At 48.7% G+C, this 16,268-nt stretch carries 14 protein-coding genes; 6 read left to right on the top strand and 8 right to left on the bottom strand.

Annotated features, from left to right (window positions below; all coding sequences use genetic code 11):
- Positions 1–170 precede the first annotated feature (170 nt).
- The 3 genes from ntrC to dusB all read right to left on the bottom strand — a co-directional run bounded on the left by ntrC (position 171) and on the right by dusB (position 3,795).
- The gene (gene ntrC, locus CRO57_RS06185; RefSeq protein ID WP_097152443.1) at positions 171–1,610 is read right to left on the bottom strand and encodes a nitrogen regulation protein NR(I); all 1,440 of its coding nucleotides are present in this window, start codon (positions 1,608–1,610) and stop codon (positions 171–173) included.
- A 23-nt stretch (positions 1,611–1,633) separates the two neighbouring features.
- Positions 1,634–2,692 carry a two-component system sensor histidine kinase NtrB gene (locus CRO57_RS06190; RefSeq protein ID WP_244580058.1) on the bottom strand — a complete coding sequence of 353 codons (1,059 nt, stop codon included), beginning with the start codon at positions 2,690–2,692 and terminating at the stop codon, positions 1,634–1,636.
- Positions 2,693–2,763: 71 nt separating this feature from the next.
- Positions 2,764–3,795 carry a tRNA dihydrouridine synthase DusB gene (gene dusB / locus CRO57_RS06195; protein WP_097152445.1) on the bottom strand — a complete coding sequence of 344 codons (1,032 nt, stop codon included), beginning with the start codon at positions 3,793–3,795 and terminating at the stop codon, positions 2,764–2,766.
- Positions 3,796–3,996: 201 nt separating this feature from the next.
- On the opposite strand from dusB, the gene CRO57_RS06200 reads away from it, so the two are divergent.
- From CRO57_RS06200 to CRO57_RS06225, 6 genes are all read left to right on the top strand, one after another.
- Positions 3,997–5,244: a bifunctional 2-C-methyl-D-erythritol 4-phosphate cytidylyltransferase/2-C-methyl-D-erythritol 2,4-cyclodiphosphate synthase gene (locus CRO57_RS06200; protein WP_097152446.1), complete on the top strand. Its 1,248-nt coding sequence runs from the start codon at positions 3,997–3,999 to the stop codon at positions 5,242–5,244.
- Positions 5,245–5,483: 239 nt separating this feature from the next.
- Positions 5,484–5,981 carry a CinA family protein gene (locus CRO57_RS06205; protein ID WP_097152447.1) on the top strand — a complete coding sequence of 166 codons (498 nt, stop codon included), beginning with the start codon at positions 5,484–5,486 and terminating at the stop codon, positions 5,979–5,981.
- 119 nt (positions 5,982–6,100) lie between these two features.
- The gene (gene speD, locus CRO57_RS06210) at positions 6,101–6,508 is read left to right on the top strand and encodes an adenosylmethionine decarboxylase (protein WP_097152448.1); all 408 of its coding nucleotides are present in this window, start codon (positions 6,101–6,103) and stop codon (positions 6,506–6,508) included.
- Between the two features lie 13 nt (positions 6,509–6,521).
- A complete protein-coding gene (locus CRO57_RS06215) occupies positions 6,522–7,829 on the top strand; it encodes a GNAT family N-acetyltransferase (RefSeq protein WP_170955970.1) in 1,308 nt (435 codons plus the stop codon).
- Between the two features lie 82 nt (positions 7,830–7,911).
- A complete protein-coding gene (locus tag CRO57_RS06220; RefSeq protein WP_097152450.1) occupies positions 7,912–8,508 on the top strand; it encodes a hypothetical protein in 597 nt (198 codons plus the stop codon).
- Positions 8,509–8,586: 78 nt separating this feature from the next.
- The gene (locus CRO57_RS06225; protein WP_097152451.1) at positions 8,587–10,200 is read left to right on the top strand and encodes a polyamine aminopropyltransferase; all 1,614 of its coding nucleotides are present in this window, start codon (positions 8,587–8,589) and stop codon (positions 10,198–10,200) included.
- 54 nt (positions 10,201–10,254) lie between these two features.
- Here CRO57_RS06225 and CRO57_RS06230 read toward each other — a convergent pair whose 3' ends face one another.
- The 5 genes from CRO57_RS06230 to tatB form a co-directional block, all read right to left on the bottom strand.
- On the bottom strand, positions 10,255–12,402 hold the full coding sequence (locus CRO57_RS06230; protein ID WP_097152452.1) for a peptidoglycan DD-metalloendopeptidase family protein: 2,148 nt from the start codon (positions 12,400–12,402) through the stop codon (positions 10,255–10,257).
- Positions 12,403–12,525: 123 nt separating this feature from the next.
- Complete coding sequence (gene surE / locus CRO57_RS06235) at positions 12,526–13,287, bottom strand: 5'/3'-nucleotidase SurE (RefSeq protein WP_097152453.1); 762 nt, start codon at positions 13,285–13,287, stop codon at positions 12,526–12,528.
- An 82-nt stretch (positions 13,288–13,369) separates the two neighbouring features.
- Positions 13,370–14,650 carry a serine--tRNA ligase gene (gene serS / locus CRO57_RS06240; protein ID WP_097152454.1) on the bottom strand — a complete coding sequence of 427 codons (1,281 nt, stop codon included), beginning with the start codon at positions 14,648–14,650 and terminating at the stop codon, positions 13,370–13,372.
- Between the two features lie 276 nt (positions 14,651–14,926).
- Positions 14,927–15,727: a twin-arginine translocase subunit TatC gene (tatC, locus tag CRO57_RS06250; RefSeq protein WP_097152456.1), complete on the bottom strand. Its 801-nt coding sequence runs from the start codon at positions 15,725–15,727 to the stop codon at positions 14,927–14,929.
- Positions 15,727–16,242, bottom strand: a complete 516-nt coding sequence (gene tatB / locus CRO57_RS25355; protein ID WP_097152457.1) for a Sec-independent protein translocase protein TatB — start codon at positions 16,240–16,242, stop codon at positions 15,727–15,729. Before tatB ends, tatC begins: the two co-directional genes overlap by 1 nt.
- Between the last annotated feature and the right edge of the window lie 26 nt (positions 16,243–16,268).

Raw genomic sequence — 16,268 nt, forward strand, 5'->3', positions numbered from 1 at the left:
TACATCGCCTGCATCGACGCAGCATCGCTCCTGCTGCGTTTCTATTCAACCAAATTGTTGCTAAAATGTGACAGCATGTCTGATTTTAGCCTGCTGACAGATCTCAGCCTGTGATTAAAATACAACATCGCTTGAAATGACAGCATTTTCAAGCCTGACATCATCATGAACTAGCCACCTCGAACCACTTGAATATCCAGGTCCTTAATTTTCTTGCGCAAGGTGTTACGGTTCAGACCCAGAATCTCAGCCGTTTTGATCTGATTGCCTTTGGTCGCAGCCAGGCATGCACAAATCATGGGATATTCAATCTCACGCAAAATCCGATGATATAGGCCCGGTGACGGTAAAACACTATCATTTTCTCCAAAGAGCGAGGCCATATGTGCCTCCATTGCAGACCCCAAATCTTGAACACTATTATTGCCACCTTGCTCATCAATGCCATTCAAGGTGACCTGACTGAGTTCAGTCTCCACTTGTGCTGCGGTAATTTGCTCCTGCGGATAAAGGGCAGCCAAACGGCGAACCAGATTCTCCAATTCCCTGACATTGCCGGGCCAACGGTAACGAACCAGAATATCCAAAGCTTCGGGCAACAACTGCTTGCCAGGAAGCCCTTCACGCTCACCCTGCGCAAAGAAATGTTGTACCAGATCCCGAATGTCCTCCAGACGCTCCCGCAACGGTGGCAAGCGCATCGGAACCACATTCAAACGGAAGAACAAATCTTCACGAAAAAGCCCCTGATGAATGAGTGTCTGTAAATTCTTGTTGGTTGCAGCCACAATTCGAACATTGGTCTTGATCGGCACGCGCCCCCCGACAGTGGTGTATTCTCCCTGTTGCAATACCCGCAAAAGACGCGTCTGGGCTTCCATCGGCATATCGCCAATTTCATCAAGAAATAATGTTCCTCCCTCCGCCTGTTCAAATTTGCCGGCAGAGCGACCCGTTGCACCCGTAAAAGCACCCTTTTCATGTCCAAACAGCTCTGACTCGATCAGGTCCTTGGGGATTGCGGCCATGTTAATTGCAACAAACGGTCCTTTTTGGCGTTTGCCATAATCGTGCAAAGCGCGAGCAACCAATTCCTTGCCGGTACCGCTCTCACCTGTGATCATCACGGTCAGATCGTTCTGCATCAGGCGTGCAATAACACGATAGATATCCTGCATGGCAGCTGAGCGACCAATGAGAGGAATATCCAGACCTTCCTGTTGAACAGCATGCATTTGTTGCTTGGGTTCAGATAGTGCCCGTCCGACGATATTGATCAATTCTTTCAGATCAAATGGTTTGGGAAGATACTCATATGCTCCTGCTTCTGACGCCTTAATAGCCGTCATAAAGGTGTTTTGAGCACTCATGACCACGATGGGTAAATAGGGTCGTTGCTTTTTGATGCGTGGAAGAATGTCAAAGATATTTTCATCCGGCATCACAACATCTGTAATAACCAGATCCCCTTCCCCTTGTGCAATCCAGTTCCATAGCGTCGATGCGTTGGAAGTAAGCCTCACTTGATATCCTGCTCTGGATAGAGCTTGATTGAGAACGGTGCGGATACCCGCATCATCGTCAGCCAGCAAAATCATCCCTTTGCTCATAGCTAGTTTCCAATCTCCATTCTCTACGCTAGATCGGCTTCACTGGTCGGCAACATCACCCGAAAGGTTGTGTGGCGACCGGAACCATCAAATTCAATCACACCGCTATGATCACCAATGATCTTGGCAACCAGTGCAAGTCCAAGGCCTGAGCCATTGGTTTTAGAGGTAATGAATGGATCAAAAAGACAATCGGCCAGTTCCTGCGGAATACCTGTTCCATTGTCCTTGACACAAATCTCGAGTGGCAGGGAGGTTCGTTGTTGCGACCCCGCCACTTGCATGCGAATGCCTGGTCTAAAAGCCGTCGTCAGTACGATTTCCGGATCAACAATATCGTTCAAAGCTTCCGCTGCATTTTTTACCAGATTCAAAAAGACCTGAACCAGCTGATCCTGATTGGCATAAACAGCAGGAAGTGACGGATCATATTCTTCAACTAGAAGAATGGAGTCACCATACTCGGCTTTGGTCAACTGCTTCACACGATCCAACACGACATGTATATTGACAGCTTCACGTTCGATGGGTCTCTGATCAGAAAACACCTCCATCCGATCGATCAGGCGCACAATGCGGTCCGTCTCATCAGTAATCAAACTGGTCAGCGCACGATCTTCTTCCTCAACAGAGCTTTCCAGCAACTGAGCCGCACCACGAATTCCGAATAACGGGTTCTTGACTTCATGCCCCAACATCTGGGCCAAACCAATCACGGCACGAGCTGCATCACGATGTACCAGTTGCCGATCCATCTTGTCAGCAATTGTTCTTTCCTGAAACATCACAGTCACACATCCGGGTCGATCTGGTACGGGCGCGGCATATACATCCACCAGCTTGTCGCTACCGATACGCGGGTTGGAAATATCCACCTTATATTCATTCACTGGAGCAAGGCGTTCTCTTGCCTGTTCTATCAATGCCAGGACTGGACTACCGAAGGGCAATAGATCTGCCAATTGTTGTCGTCCCAGCATTGCTGCACTAGCCTGAAAGAAGATCTGAGCTGTATCATTGGCACCACATACCACCCCTTGTGGATCCACCATCACGATGGAATGCGGCAAGGCATTCATCATGGAGCGAGCCGAGTTGACCTCGTCGCCTCTACTGGTCTCAATGTCCGACAGATCCTGAGGACGTTGCCTGTTCATGCCGCCATTCCTTCCACTATCTGTGAGAAATAGGCCTTGATCAGTTCCTCAACTCGATTAGGGTCCATCTCAGTTAGAATAGATCGCCGTTGTTCTGGGGCCACACGATTGAAACGCTCTTCGATCCCATCCATGTACCAACCTAAATGCTTGCGGGCGCACCGCACACCAACCGGATGTGGGTAATAGTCGATCATATGCTGATAATGATCCAGAATAAGATCGAGCAGCTCTTGGCCTTCCGGTTCAGTCAAAACTTCCCCGGTCTTCAGATAATGAGCAACATGCCCGGGCAACCATGGGCGTCCATAAGCGCCTCGTCCCACCATGACGCCATCCGAATGAGATTGCTCCAACATGGCTGGCGCATCTTCAACTTTAATCAGATCCCCATTGGAAATGAGAGGTATACCCAACCCCTCTTTGACCGGAGCAATCGCTCGCCAATCAGCGGATCCTTTGTAGAATTGGCAGCGAGTGCGACCATGAACAGTAATAAGTTGCGCACCCGATTGCTCAGCTCGTCTGGCAAGTTCTGATGCATTTTTGCTACCATCATCCCAACCGAGACGCATTTTAACTGTTACAGGGACAGTGACGGCCATGACCACCGCATCAATCAAACGAACGGCATGATCCAAATCCTTCATCAATGCAGAACCGGAATACCCATTGATCACGCGCTTTGCCGGGCAGCCCATGTTGATATCGATCAGACCAGCCCCTGCGCCCTCACATAGTTTGGCAGCTTCTGCCATCCAGTCGGATCGGTTTCCCGCCAACTGTACGGCATGTAGATTCATGCCCTGCCCCTCGGCCCGCAAGCGCATTTCTTCCTTGCCAACGGCAAAAGCTTTGCTGGCGACCATTTCCGATACTACGAGCCCAGCGCCAAATTGCATGGCCAACTGACGGAATGGCAGGTCAGTAATCCCCGACATGGGAGCCAATAAAATACCATTTGGAATCTGCACAGATCCAATCATGAGAGGCTTTGAAGCTTTATGCGCAGAATCAGATATCGTCATCACCACACTCTTTGAACATGTCCAAGGAGAATATATATTTGCACAATAAATAATCAAAGAGAAGAACTGATTAAAAAATGAGCAAATGCAAATTCTCCCGCATAAAAAACATGCGTAGACCTTGACCTGTTCGTCGAACTGACCAACAAGCGAAGCAAACGATAGCAACCAACAAGATTTATTAGGCTGAAAGACCCCTGAATGACTTCTTATGCAATCATAGTCGCAGCAGGCAAAGGCGCCCGCGCAAAGCGCGACAAAGATCAGGTGCCTAAGCAATATGTGAAAGTCGGCGGCAAAGCAGTCTTGAGTTGGACATTGGAAAGCTTTCTGACTTCCGATCACATTGATCATATCCAAGTCGTTATCTCTGCTTCCGATGACGATCTCTATCAGACAGTTTTGCATGCCACTCAAGACAATTGTCATCTGGCAAACTTGGCAAAAACCAAGCTCTTGCCACCATGCCATGGTGGCAGCACGCGACAATTATCTGTTTTTGCCGGCCTCCAGGCTTTAAAAAATGCCAGGCCGAAAGATGAGCCAGCAGAGATTGATCACGTTCATATTCATGATGGAGCACGCCCATTCGTCAACAACGATATCTTGCAACGCTGTGAAGAGAGCCTTATCCGGAACCGCGCTTGTCTGGTGGGTATGCCATTGAGCGATACCATCAAGCGAACCAACAATTTGGAAGAGATCGAGGTCACACTGGATAGAACCAATCTCTGGTCCGCCCAAACGCCCCAGTCTTTTCAACTTCCCTTCATCCTGACCGCTCATGAAAAAGCCCATGCTGAAGGCATCTCAGACTTCACCGATGATGCCGCAGTGGCTGAATGGGCAGGAGCAACGGTGCAAATGGTTGAAGGCAGTCGCAACAATATCAAGATCACAACCCAGGAAGATCTGACCATGGCAGAGCAAACCTTAGGCCAATTCTCATCTGCCCTTCTTACCGATATCCGCGTCGGGACAGGATACGATGTTCATGCATTTGATCCCGGCAATGTTTGCATTATCGGCGGCGTTGCCATCCCCCACGACAAGAAACTCAAAGGGCACTCTGATGCTGATGTAGGCCTTCATGCTATCACTGACGCTATCCTCGGAGCTATCGCTGATGGAGACATCGGAACCCATTTCCCGCCATCGGACCCACAATGGAAAGGTGCAAAATCCGATATTTTCCTCAAAGATGCCGTCAGACGGGTTAATGACCTTGGAGGTAAAATTTCCAATATCGACATGACCATCGTGTGTGAGGAACCGAAAATAGGCCCCCACCGACCTGCCATCAGAGAGGCAATTGCTGATATCTGCAGCATTTCAATCAATCGGGTTTCTGTGAAAGCAACTACATCCGAACGTCTCGGTTTTACTGGTCGCAAGGAAGGTGTCGCAGCTATTGCAACCGTTTGTATCAGACTGCCTGAGTATGATTGATCAAAACCTCTAGACACTCGAATCTAAAGTTCGTCAACTTGATCAGCCATCACCAAACGACACTTGGATTAAAAAGGGTGAACGGATTAAAGCGCGCTCCCGAAAAGTTGAAGCACTTTTCGGATAAGAACTCGCTTCAGAACAATGAGTTAAAGCCTTTCAGCTGATTCAGAAATCATGCAAAAGGCTTTAATGATACCTATTTCAATTCCACCACACTAGTGACCGGGGGACAAACCATGCACCTGCTCGATAGCTCAATTTCCAAGGCGGAACAGATCATTTCTCTAGCCAGTCAACGTGGATGGATGATTGCAACAGCTGAATCCTGTACGGCTGGTCTGATTGCAGCTACCTTGACGGAAGTAGCAGGTTCATCAGCGGTCATTGATCGCGGATTTGTGACTTATTCCAATGAAGCAAAAATGGATATGCTCACAATACCTGAAGATATCCTTGTCGAACATGGAGCCGTTAGTGAACCAACAGCCAAGGCTATGGCCAGAGGCGCTCTTGCCAATTCACAAGCCAGCCTTAGTATTTCCGTTACGGGCATCGCTGGTCCTGGGGGTGGTAGTGAGGATAAACCGGTTGGTTTGGTGCATTTTGGTCTCGCAACAGAACAAGATCTAATCAATGACATACAGATTTTCAAAAACCACAATCGAGCACAGGTTCGCGCGCTGACAGTTGATCATGCTCTTGCGATGATCATACAGAGGCTGCAGGAAATCTGATTTTTCACCACTTACCTGTCATAAAACAGCTCTGGATCCTCTGATATTCATATTGATTATGACACCCCCCATACCTACCATCCCGCAATATATATTGATTCTATTTTGGTGTATTTTGAATGACCGCCCCTTATGGTTTTGTGAATTCCGCACCGTCCCCTGAAAGCTACCACTGGATTATCGAACTATATGGCGCCGATAATCTGGAAAATTGTGAAGCCATAGCTCATGCTATGAAAACCGCTGCCAGCAAGGCCGGAGCGACTGTATTGGACTGCAAGCTCCACCATTTTGGTGAAAATCAAGGAGTAACTGGCGTTGCTTTGTTGGCAGAATCCCACATATCCATTCATACATGGCCTGAGTTTCGCTACGCGGCAATCGATGTGTTTATGTGTGGTTCGACCAATCCAAAAGCGAGCGCTGACCATCTGAAAGAATTCTTCAACGCAGAAGATGCTGTCATACAGATAATTCCCCGTGGCCGAAATCTGGACATGTCTGCTCCTGATGCGTTGGGATTATGATGTGCAGAATGCAATGCGCGATATATTATTAAAGGCTCCTGTAACTGCCTCTCTCACTCTTGGTGCATTGACTGCTTATGCATATTATGGCGCTGGCGGTCTACCAACACAGGGTCTGCATGGGTTGGAGTTGATATCGACTATTGCACAGAACATCTTTCATCATGGAAACTTCATTCATCTGTCCGGCAATATCGCAATTATTGGCCTGTTTGGCTGGAACCTTGAGCCTCAACTTCCTTCAAAAATCTGGATGATAATCATTGGGTCTCTTCTGACCATTCCAACCTTGTTCGAATATCTCTTTTTTGGTGCCAATTTTATCGGCTTGTCTGGCGTCGCTTATGGTTTGGCGACCTATGCTATCTTCAACCTGACCGATTTCTATCTCAGAATATTCGGTGCAATCTGGCTTTTTTTCAGCTTCGTTGCAGAGCCATTGCTCGCAGATAACGAAATAGCCATGGCATCTCACGGAACTGCAATTCTATGTGGAGGATTTTTCTCAATGTTTGGCTCCCTATTTGGTTCGTCCAAGCCAACAGTAAAGCCGATGAACGTGACACACCTGAATGAGGCTGTAGCCATCATTGCTCAGACGGATGACGATGATGCAGATGAAGCTTTTGAGGATCTCAAAAACAAACAATGCCAGAACATGTTCGTTCTACTCGAACGTGGCAAGGTTCTTGGAGTAACAGGCTTTACACCGGTTGATGGCTCCAATGACAGCGCGTGGCTTTCGTGGACATATCTCGATGAAGTTCAACAGGGAAAAGGTCTCGGCAGATTTTTATTGGACGGTCTTTTGGAGCATTTATCCAATATTGGCGTCCGTAAGCTTTTCATTTCCTCTTCCGACTACAAGGAAGATGGTGAATGCATTTATGCCGCTGCCCATAAAATGTATGAGAGCCTTGGAGCGCAAAAGGAATTGATCGTCGAGGATTATCACGACGAAGGTGAGGCCAAGATCATATACAGCCTGATAAACACGTCTCAGGAAGCCGCACCACCAAGCACTCTCGATCCAATCAAGGGAATTGAGTTTTCCAATCCTATCCGTGCCGAAGAATCCAAAAACGGTTTTGCTCTTCATTGGGCCGTAAAAGGCGAAGGAATCTCGGGATTGGATACAGCAATCGCAGAGGCGGATAAACAGTATTTCTCACCCGTTTATGTGGTTCTACCAGCGGACGTTTCGAAGTTTACAGCTACTGATCTAAAAGACCAAGGTTTTGAAAAAGTGGGATCTTTGACGGATTTCTATGAAGTTGGTCTTGATCAAATCTGGTGGGAACGAAAGAGAAGCAACCACTGATCCGGAAAACCATAAGATTTAAAATGTCGGTTTGACAAATTGTCGACCAATAGAACAAGACAAGTGAATATTGGAGAATTCTATGTCATCTCTTAAAAATTTAGCCATCGTTGCCGTGCTCGGCTTCCTGGCCTATACATTTTTCTTTAGCCCAAAGAGCGAGCAAACTGCTGATCTCGGTCAGGTTCTTGATCGCACCATGTTCGCAATTGAGAAATATGAGAACCACGCGCAAAAGCTCAATGCAACAAAGCTTACCGATGACAATATGGCTGAGTTCGGTAACTTTCTGGCACAGGTCATGAACTCAAACCCACGTTTCTATGACGAAGAACTGGGCATCAAGTTACGCAAAGACGCAGCATTTCAGGGTTTTGCAGACAAGAATAAGAATGGCACTCAGGAAGAGGGTGAAGGTGACGTATTCACTGTGGAGATTGACAGCGAGAACAAGCGTATTATCGCCTCTGACGGAAACGGGGCTTCTTCCGATACACGTTTCTCCGGCTCAGGTCTTCTGACCGGTTTGCTGATTGGCCATCTATTGAGCCGCCAACGCTCTGCTGGCGTGAAACCTGGCTCATTCAACAATCGCCAGACAACTCCACGCAGTTCTTATCGCGCACCATCCAGTGCGCGCTCCGGTGCACGTTCTGGTGGCCTCGGTTCCGGCAAATAGACAAAACAAGATAACGCATGAAGGGGCCTCAAAGGCCCCTTCTCACTTTCAAGCAGTCCGACACATTCGAGTTTCAAAATGCTGGATCAACAAGAACCGACCAAAGCTCCAACAAGCTACGATACCCTCCCACCAGCCAAGGCGAGAATTCTACTTGTCTCCATTCTGGTCGTGGCTCTATGCGGTATCGTTTATGAACTGATTATCGGGACTGTATCCAGCTATCTGCTCGGTAATTCCGTCTATCAGTTTTCGCTGACAGTCGGCTTCTTCATGTTCGCAATGGGCATCGGTTCTTATCTCTCACGATTTTTCAATAGCTGGCTCATTCAGGCATTCATCTATGTTGAACTGATACTCGCCATTGTCGGGGGCATCTGCTCGATCAGCCTGTTCATGACATTCCCCTATGCACCCTGGATCTACCAGACCGCAATGCTTACCTTCATTCTGGTCATTGGCATACTGGTGGGGTTGGAAATTCCATTGCTGACGAGAGTTCTGGCAGATGTGAAGGGAACCAGAGATTCCATTTCCGATGTCATGTCGCTTGACTATATCGGCGCACTGATAGGCTCAGTTGCTTTTCCTCTATTCCTGCTTCCAACCCTTGGCCTTATCACCTCTTCCTTCGCTATTGGCCTGATCAACTGCCTTGTCGCTCTGATCAATGTTTTCTGGCTAAGGGATTATCTGAGATACCCTAAACGCCTTGCAGGTTTGGTCATGCTGACATTGGCCCTATTGATCGGTTTGACAGTCTATGCCGGACGGATCACCGCATTTGCTCAGCAGCATCTTTATTTCGACCGCATAGTCTGGGAGAAACAAACAAAATATCAAAGCCTTGTCATCACATCTGACTGGGTCAAGCATGATATGCGCCTCTTCATTGATGGACATTTGCAATTCTCCGAAACAGATGAACACCGATATCACGAGGCCCTGATTCATCCGACAATGTCATGGCAGGGAAAGCGCGAGAATATACTCATCCTTGGTGGCGGAGATGGCTTGGCGGTTCGTGAGATTCTGAAATATGACGATGTCAAAACCATTGATCTTGTAGACATTGACCCGGACATGACCAAGCTTGGTAAAGGCTACGAACCCTTTCGCCGCCTGAACGAGGAAAGCTTGTCCAATCCAAAGGTCACAATCTTCAATCAAGATGCCTTTGTCTTCATTCAGCATGCAAAGAAAACTTATGACAGGGTAATCATCGACTTTCCGGATCCGCACAACGAAGCAATCGCGAAGCTTTATTCAGTCGAGTTCTATCAAATGGTCCGCACCCGCCTGAACTCCGGCGCTGTCGTGGTCAGTCAAAGCTCCTCTCCTTTCCTCACCAAAAACACTTTTTGGTCCATTGCCAGAACCATGGAAGAGATCTTCGGTCCGACCACAAACTACAATATCGCCATTCCTTCCTTCGGTGTCTGGGGGTTCAACATGGCCTTTGTTCCGGACGGAACAAAAAGAAGCACCATCACAAAGATGCCTGACAGTTTGAAATTCATGTCCAATTCCGTGTTTCAGGCTTCAAAGATCTTCCCGGTCGATATAGAACGGCCGGAAAAGCTGGCTGTCAATTCCATTTTCGAACCTGATCTTTACAAGGTCTATCTGAATGATTTGAAGGAAGGCCCCCTGGGCGATCCCAGAACAGGCTTTCTCGGTCTCAAACCCTGAAACGAAAAAGGCCCCCATTTGGGAGCCTTTTTGTATTTGATATGTGGAAGCCAATCAAGAAGCAACCAGATAGGGAACAGGATCGACCGGGTCGCCCTTGATGCGCAGTTCGAAATGCACCTGCGGGCTATCGACATTGCCGGACTTGCCAGCTTGAGCAATGATCTGCCCACGTCGAACCATTTGACCTTTGCTAACCAACAGCTTTTCGTTGTGAGCATATGCTGTAACCCAGCCATTTTCATGCTGCACCAGAACCAAATTGCCATATCCCTTCAGTTTGCTACCGGAATAGATGACCTTGCCTCCTTCAGCGACTCGAACAGACGTTCCCGCTGGTACGGCCAGATTGATTCCATCGTTACGGCCGCCATCACGTTTACGGCCAAAATTTGAAATAATCCGCCCCCGAACCGGCCAACGGAACTTCGGTGCACCAGCAGAAACGCTAGGAGCTGCAACAAGTCCGTTATTGTTGGCTGGTAAACGGTTAGCAACTTGTTGTGGTTGTGCATCCGACATGACCGGTTTGGTTTGGGCAGGAATTCCTCTAGGTTGGACTGCAGCGACACGCATCTTGCGCTTTGGCAATGCGCGAATTGGACCAGTTGGTTCAACACGAACCACAGGAAGACTTGCCTTAACCAATTGGCGCGGCTTCGCTGAAGGCAAACGCGTCAAAGAAGCGATGCCACTATTGACATGATACGGGTTGGATCCAATCGATGCAGTAGAGGTGTAATCGACACCTGTATTCCGTATTGCAGGAATATGCAATTGCTGACCCATTCGAACAGGCGACGATGTAGACAGCTTGTTAGCTGCTGCCAAATCCGCGAGTGGAACACTATAGCGGCGAGCAATACCGGTCAAAGTGTCACCAGGCATCACCATATGACGCTGCGAAGCGTTTGCTTGCTGCTGCATACGGATCATCCGTTGCCCGTATGGTGTCCGGCTTTGCAAACGCAACGGGTTGGCTTTTGGAGTGCGAATAACAGATGGTACATTTATAGCCTGGCTCAAAGACGCAACTCTCTGAGCCCCTCCATTGGACCCAGCCCCATAATTGGGAACTTGCTGGTAAACCGGGATGAGAACCTGTTGACCAGAAGCAATGAAGCTACGATCTGGCAGGCCATTGACCTCAGCGATTGCCTTGGATGGCACACCATAGCGGCGAGACAATGCATTCAGATCTTCACCGGGGCGAACCTGCACCATGGTGCCACCAACACTGCTCCAGCGACCTGACATCCGTGGTTGCACCTGATTTTTATTCAATGAAACCGGAGCGACGGAAGCCACCCGATTGCCTTGACCATATGATGCAGGGCGTGTTGGTAGGCCGGCATTTGGAGAATAGACAGTCTTGTTGATCGCAGCTGTTGAACCATAGTCAACGCCACGTTTGGTACGAGGCGCGGCTTTGGGAAGCGAGAAGAAATTTGAAATCACGGTCGCAAAGTTTCGCTTCGGCTGCACTTGAGCAGTTTGCTGATAGCCACCTTGCCCGTAGTTTGGCTGAGTATAAACCGGCTGAGACGGACGATTGGCTATCGGCCGAGCTGGCATTGGCTGATTGATTGCTGGTCTGGTAGCGGCGGTAGCAGCGTAGTCCACACCGGCGCGACGCCGCGGCGCTGCTTTTGGCAATGCATGAAAACTGGAAATCACAACAGGCTTGGGATCAAGCTTTACCTTGGCAATGGAACCTGTTGCCAGATAATCAGCATTTGGACGCATCGCTTGCACGGGCGGTTGATAAACCGGCACACGCTGCGCTGGAGCATTATAGACCGGAGCGGCATAAACAGGTGCGGCAGCCTGAGCAGGAGCTGCGTAAACTGGAACAGGTGCTGCATTATAGACGGGCTGACGGGCAATTGAACCCGTTGTCAGGGGAGCCTGGACTGTCGGAACCTGAGCGCGCGGCGCGTTATAAACCGGGGCCTGATAAACTGGAGCTCTATAAGTAGCCTGCGGACGAACAGGAACCGCTGCGGGCATTGGCTGATTGTAAACGGGCTGCCCTGCCGGGCGACCCGTTGAAGCCGTGAAAATCTCTTTTTGATTGGAAGTAAACCCACCAAATGCAGGAGAACCAAATCGTTCAACCTCTCCACTGCAAGCAGAAATAGTTGATGCAACAGCAAACAATGCCGTCGTCGACAGAAACTTACGCAATACAGAATAGCTCATACCAACACCGGTCTTTACGCACTTTACCCAAAATTACCTAAGTGTGATTAGAACTCAGTAACCTTTCCAAAGGTTTAAAATGGCAAGAACCAGACAGATTTTTCCCTTATGTCCCCAGACTGATCAGTGCGAGAAGTCCTCCCGCAAACGGGACAGAAATGATCGATCCGTAAGATCAATTTTAAGAGGGGTAACAGAAACCTGCATATGGGCGACAGCATGAAGATCAGTTCCATCTTGAGGGTCCGAGCGCCTCCCTTCAAATCCCAGCCAGTAATAGGGGTGACCACGCCCATCATGGCGTTCGTTCACACTCAATTGCGCTTGATCTCGCCGCCCTTGAGAGGTAACCGTGATGCCGGCCAACTCATCAGGCGCACAATCCGGGAAATTGATATTCAAAAGCGTCTGATCTGGCAGATCATGTTTCAAGAGTTTGCGCACAACATCAGCCCCATGCGCCTCAACACAGCTCCAGTCGACTCGATCCTTGGAATTCCAACCATACGATTGGCTAAGCGCAAAACTGCGGATGCCCAAAAGGGCTCCTTCCATGGCTCCTGCAACGGTACCGGAATAAGTGACGTCTTCTGCTATATTCTGCCCACGGTTCACGCCAGACAAGATCAGATCGGGTTTGTGGTCCAATACATGTCCTACCCCCATAATCACACAATCCGTAGGCGTCCCTTTACACGCATATCGCTTCTCACCCATTTGTCGGAGACGCAGAGGATCATGAAGTGTTAGAGAATGCGACATGCCACTTTGTTCTGTTTCAGGGGCAACAACCCAAACATCGTCAGAAATTTCACGCGCGATAGCCTCTAGCACCTCAAGGCCAGGAGCATGGATGCCATCATCATTGGTCAGCAAAATTCGCACGTTTATTCCCCTTTAAATACTTTGAAACAAATTGAAACCCGGCAAAGAAAAAGGCAGATCAAAGCCTGCCTCTCTCTGAACATCATTTGGTTGAAATGACTTCCAGCCCGCCCATGTATGGACGCAAAACCTCTGGTATGACAATGGAGCCATCTTCAGTCTGGTAATTCTCCATTACTGCAATCAGACAGCGACCAACTGCAACACCAGAGCCATTCAGAGTGTGAACATATTTCACCGCTTTCTCACCCGTCACACGATAGCGTGCATTCATGCGGCGAGCCTGAAAATCACCACAAGTAGAGACAGATGAAATTTCGCGATAGGCATGCTGCCCCGGCAGCCATGCTTCAATATCGAAGGTACGGCGCGCACCAAAGCCCATATCACCAGTACAGAGGGTCATGACACGGTAAGGGATCTTCAACAGCTGCAAAACCTTCTCGGCACATCCAAGCATACGTTCCTGTTCAGCTACGGAGTTATCCTCATCAGTGACGGAAACCATCTCTACTTTAGAGAACTGATGCTGACGCAACATACCGCGGGTATCACGACCAGCAGAACCAGCTTCGGAGCGAAAACATTGGCTCAAAGCTGAAAAGCGTAGTGGCAAAACATCAGCGTCCAGAATGCTTTCGCGCACTAGATTGGTAAGAGGAACCTCGGAAGTTGGAATCAACCAACGGTCATCATCCGTATGAAAAGAGTCTTCAGCAAATTTCGGCAACTGAGCTGTACCAAACATTGCTTCCGAGCGCACCAATGTTGGAACACATACTTCCTCATAGCCATGCTCATTGACATGCAGATCCAGCATGAATTGACCAATTGCTCGTTCAAGGCGTGCCAGTTTGCTTCTTAGCACAACAAATCGGGAACCAGAAAGTTTTGCAGCAGTCTCAAAATCCATTCCACCCAGCGCTTCGCCAAGATCATAATGCTCCTTTGGCTCGAAGTCGAAGCTTGGAACATCACCCCAGCTATGCAGCAAGATATTGTCTTCTTCATCCTCACCAACGGGTACACCCTCAAGAGGAATGTTTGGCAGGGCAGCCAAAGCCTCATTCAGAGCTTCCTGAAGTTCCTTGCCTTTGGCCTCACCGGTTTGAACAAAGCTTTTCAACTCTGCCACTTCAGCCATCAGCGCTTGTGCTTTCTCTTCATCCCCTGCCCCCTTGGCCTTGCCGATTTCCTTGGATGCTGAGTTGCGACGCTGCTGGGCTTCCTGAAGCTTTTGAACATGAGCAATACGCTCATCGTCCAAAGCAATCAGGCGCTCGGAGGAAGCTTCTGCTCCACGCGTGACAAGGGCTTTGTCGAATGCCTCGGCATTCTCGCGAATCCATTTGATATCGAACATGTTTCTTTATCCGGGTCAGGCCCGCCTTTCACTTTCGACGGGCAGCAGGATGGATGGATGATTGACTACCGCGGCAAAATAGCGGAAGCGGCAAGTGATATGCAACCCAATAGACTTGGCTTATCACGCCCTTTTGCGGTCAATTTTCATCTCAGTGCCATTTTCGGGACAGTTTATCAAAACCCAAGAAGAGATGAGCCTCGTATCAAACAGAAACAGGGCCTCAAAGGCCCTGAATTCCATTCTCTACATTAGACAAAGAACGAGAATCATGCACTAGGCATCAAACTCCTCACCTTCCAACTCTTTTTCCAATCTTTTTTTCTCAACCATCTTCACGGACAGGATGGAGAGCTCATAAAGGAGTAGCGTTGGAACAGCCAAGCCAAGCTGGGAAATAGGATCCGGAGGTGTCAAGACTGCCGCCATCACAAAAGTAGCAACAACTGCATATTTACGTTTTGCTCCCAATCCTTCGGCGGTTGCCAAACCCGCACGGGCCAGAAGCGTCAAAACAACCGGCAACTGAAAGACCAGACCAAATGCAAAGATCAGTGTCATCACAAGGCTGAGATATTCGCTCACCTTGGGCAAATGAGTAATCTGTGCCACCCCTGCCCCGGTCTGTTCCATGGACAGGAAAAACTGCAAAGCCAACGGCATGATGACAAAGAAGACCAGGCTTGCACCGATGATAAACAAAATGGGTGTAGCAATCAGATATGGCAAAAATGCTTCGCGCTCATGTTTGTAGAGTCCAGGTGCCGCAAACATATAGATCTGACTTGCAATAACCGGAAATGCAAAGAACAACGCACCAAACAAGGCCAGCTTCAATTGCGTGAAGAAATATTCCTGGGGAGCTGTGAAAATCATCTCTACCTGACGATTATCTCCCACGGCTTGCTCGTAAGGAAGAATAAGAATATTGAAAATGTCTTCGGCAAAGAAAAAGCAGATTAAAAACGCAATTGCCACAGCAATCACTGTTTTGAGTAGCCGCTTGCGCAACTCAATCAAATGTTCAATCAAAGGTGCTTTGCTGCCTTCAATATGATCCTGTTCATCCTGAACCATCAATCAGCTTTCTTCGTCTCTGCCTGCTCGGGCTGGGGTTGGTCATCATTATTCCCCTGCACTGCCTCGGCTGTGTCTGACTGTGCCAGTTCAGGCGGCATCTTTGCATGATGGTCTTCAACCAACTTGCCTATCCTCGGCTCATCTTTGGAAGTCTCGGCATCATCCCCCGCATTGGAAGACAATGCCTCGTTTATATCTTGGGTGCTGGATGCCATTTGACTGGAAAGATCCTCGGATAAATCGTCCACCGAAGACAATTGCTTCTTCACCGCATCCTTGACTGCAGTCGTTGGATCCAGCTTGCGCACATCACTGATTGTTTTCTGCACCTCATCCAACTCAGCCTCTTTCAAGGCATCATTGAATTGATGCTGAAAATCTCCTGCCATACGGCGCAAGTTACCCACTGTCTTACCGATAGTACGCAACAAGCCAGGCAATTCCTTGGGGCCGACCACCAGTATGGTGACGATCACGACCACAAGGAGTTCACTCCAACCGATATCAAACATTGATGTGCTTCCAGCTCTGCTTCAGG

This window comes from Cohaesibacter gelatinilyticus (assembly GCF_900215605.1).
GTDB classification, from domain to species: domain Bacteria; phylum Pseudomonadota; class Alphaproteobacteria; order Rhizobiales; family Cohaesibacteraceae; genus Cohaesibacter; species Cohaesibacter gelatinilyticus.

Bases quoted from the DNA above. Each gene is read 5' to 3' on its own strand.
- ntrC (WP_097152443.1), bottom strand. From the start codon at position 1,610: ATGAGCAAAGGGATGATTTTGCTGGCTGACGATGATGCGGGTATCCGC.
- CRO57_RS06190 (WP_244580058.1), bottom strand. From the start codon at position 2,692: ATGATGAATGCCTTGCCGCATTCCATCGTGATGGTGGATCCACAAGGG.
- dusB (WP_097152445.1), bottom strand. From the start codon at position 3,795: ATGACGATATCTGATTCTGCGCATAAAGCTTCAAAGCCTCTCATGATT.
- CRO57_RS06200 (WP_097152446.1), top strand. From the start codon at position 3,997: ATGACTTCTTATGCAATCATAGTCGCAGCAGGCAAAGGCGCCCGCGCA.
- CRO57_RS06205 (WP_097152447.1), top strand. From the start codon at position 5,484: ATGCACCTGCTCGATAGCTCAATTTCCAAGGCGGAACAGATCATTTCT.
- speD (WP_097152448.1), top strand. From the start codon at position 6,101: ATGACCGCCCCTTATGGTTTTGTGAATTCCGCACCGTCCCCTGAAAGC.
- CRO57_RS06215 (WP_170955970.1), top strand. From the start codon at position 6,522: ATGCGCGATATATTATTAAAGGCTCCTGTAACTGCCTCTCTCACTCTT.
- CRO57_RS06220 (WP_097152450.1), top strand. From the start codon at position 7,912: ATGTCATCTCTTAAAAATTTAGCCATCGTTGCCGTGCTCGGCTTCCTG.
- CRO57_RS06225 (WP_097152451.1), top strand. From the start codon at position 8,587: ATGCTGGATCAACAAGAACCGACCAAAGCTCCAACAAGCTACGATACC.
- CRO57_RS06230 (WP_097152452.1), bottom strand. From the start codon at position 12,402: ATGAGCTATTCTGTATTGCGTAAGTTTCTGTCGACGACGGCATTGTTT.
- serS (WP_097152454.1), bottom strand. From the start codon at position 14,650: ATGTTCGATATCAAATGGATTCGCGAGAATGCCGAGGCATTCGACAAA.
- tatC (WP_097152456.1), bottom strand. From the start codon at position 15,727: ATGGTTCAGGATGAACAGGATCATATTGAAGGCAGCAAAGCACCTTTG.
- tatB (WP_097152457.1), bottom strand. From the start codon at position 16,242: ATGTTTGATATCGGTTGGAGTGAACTCCTTGTGGTCGTGATCGTCACC.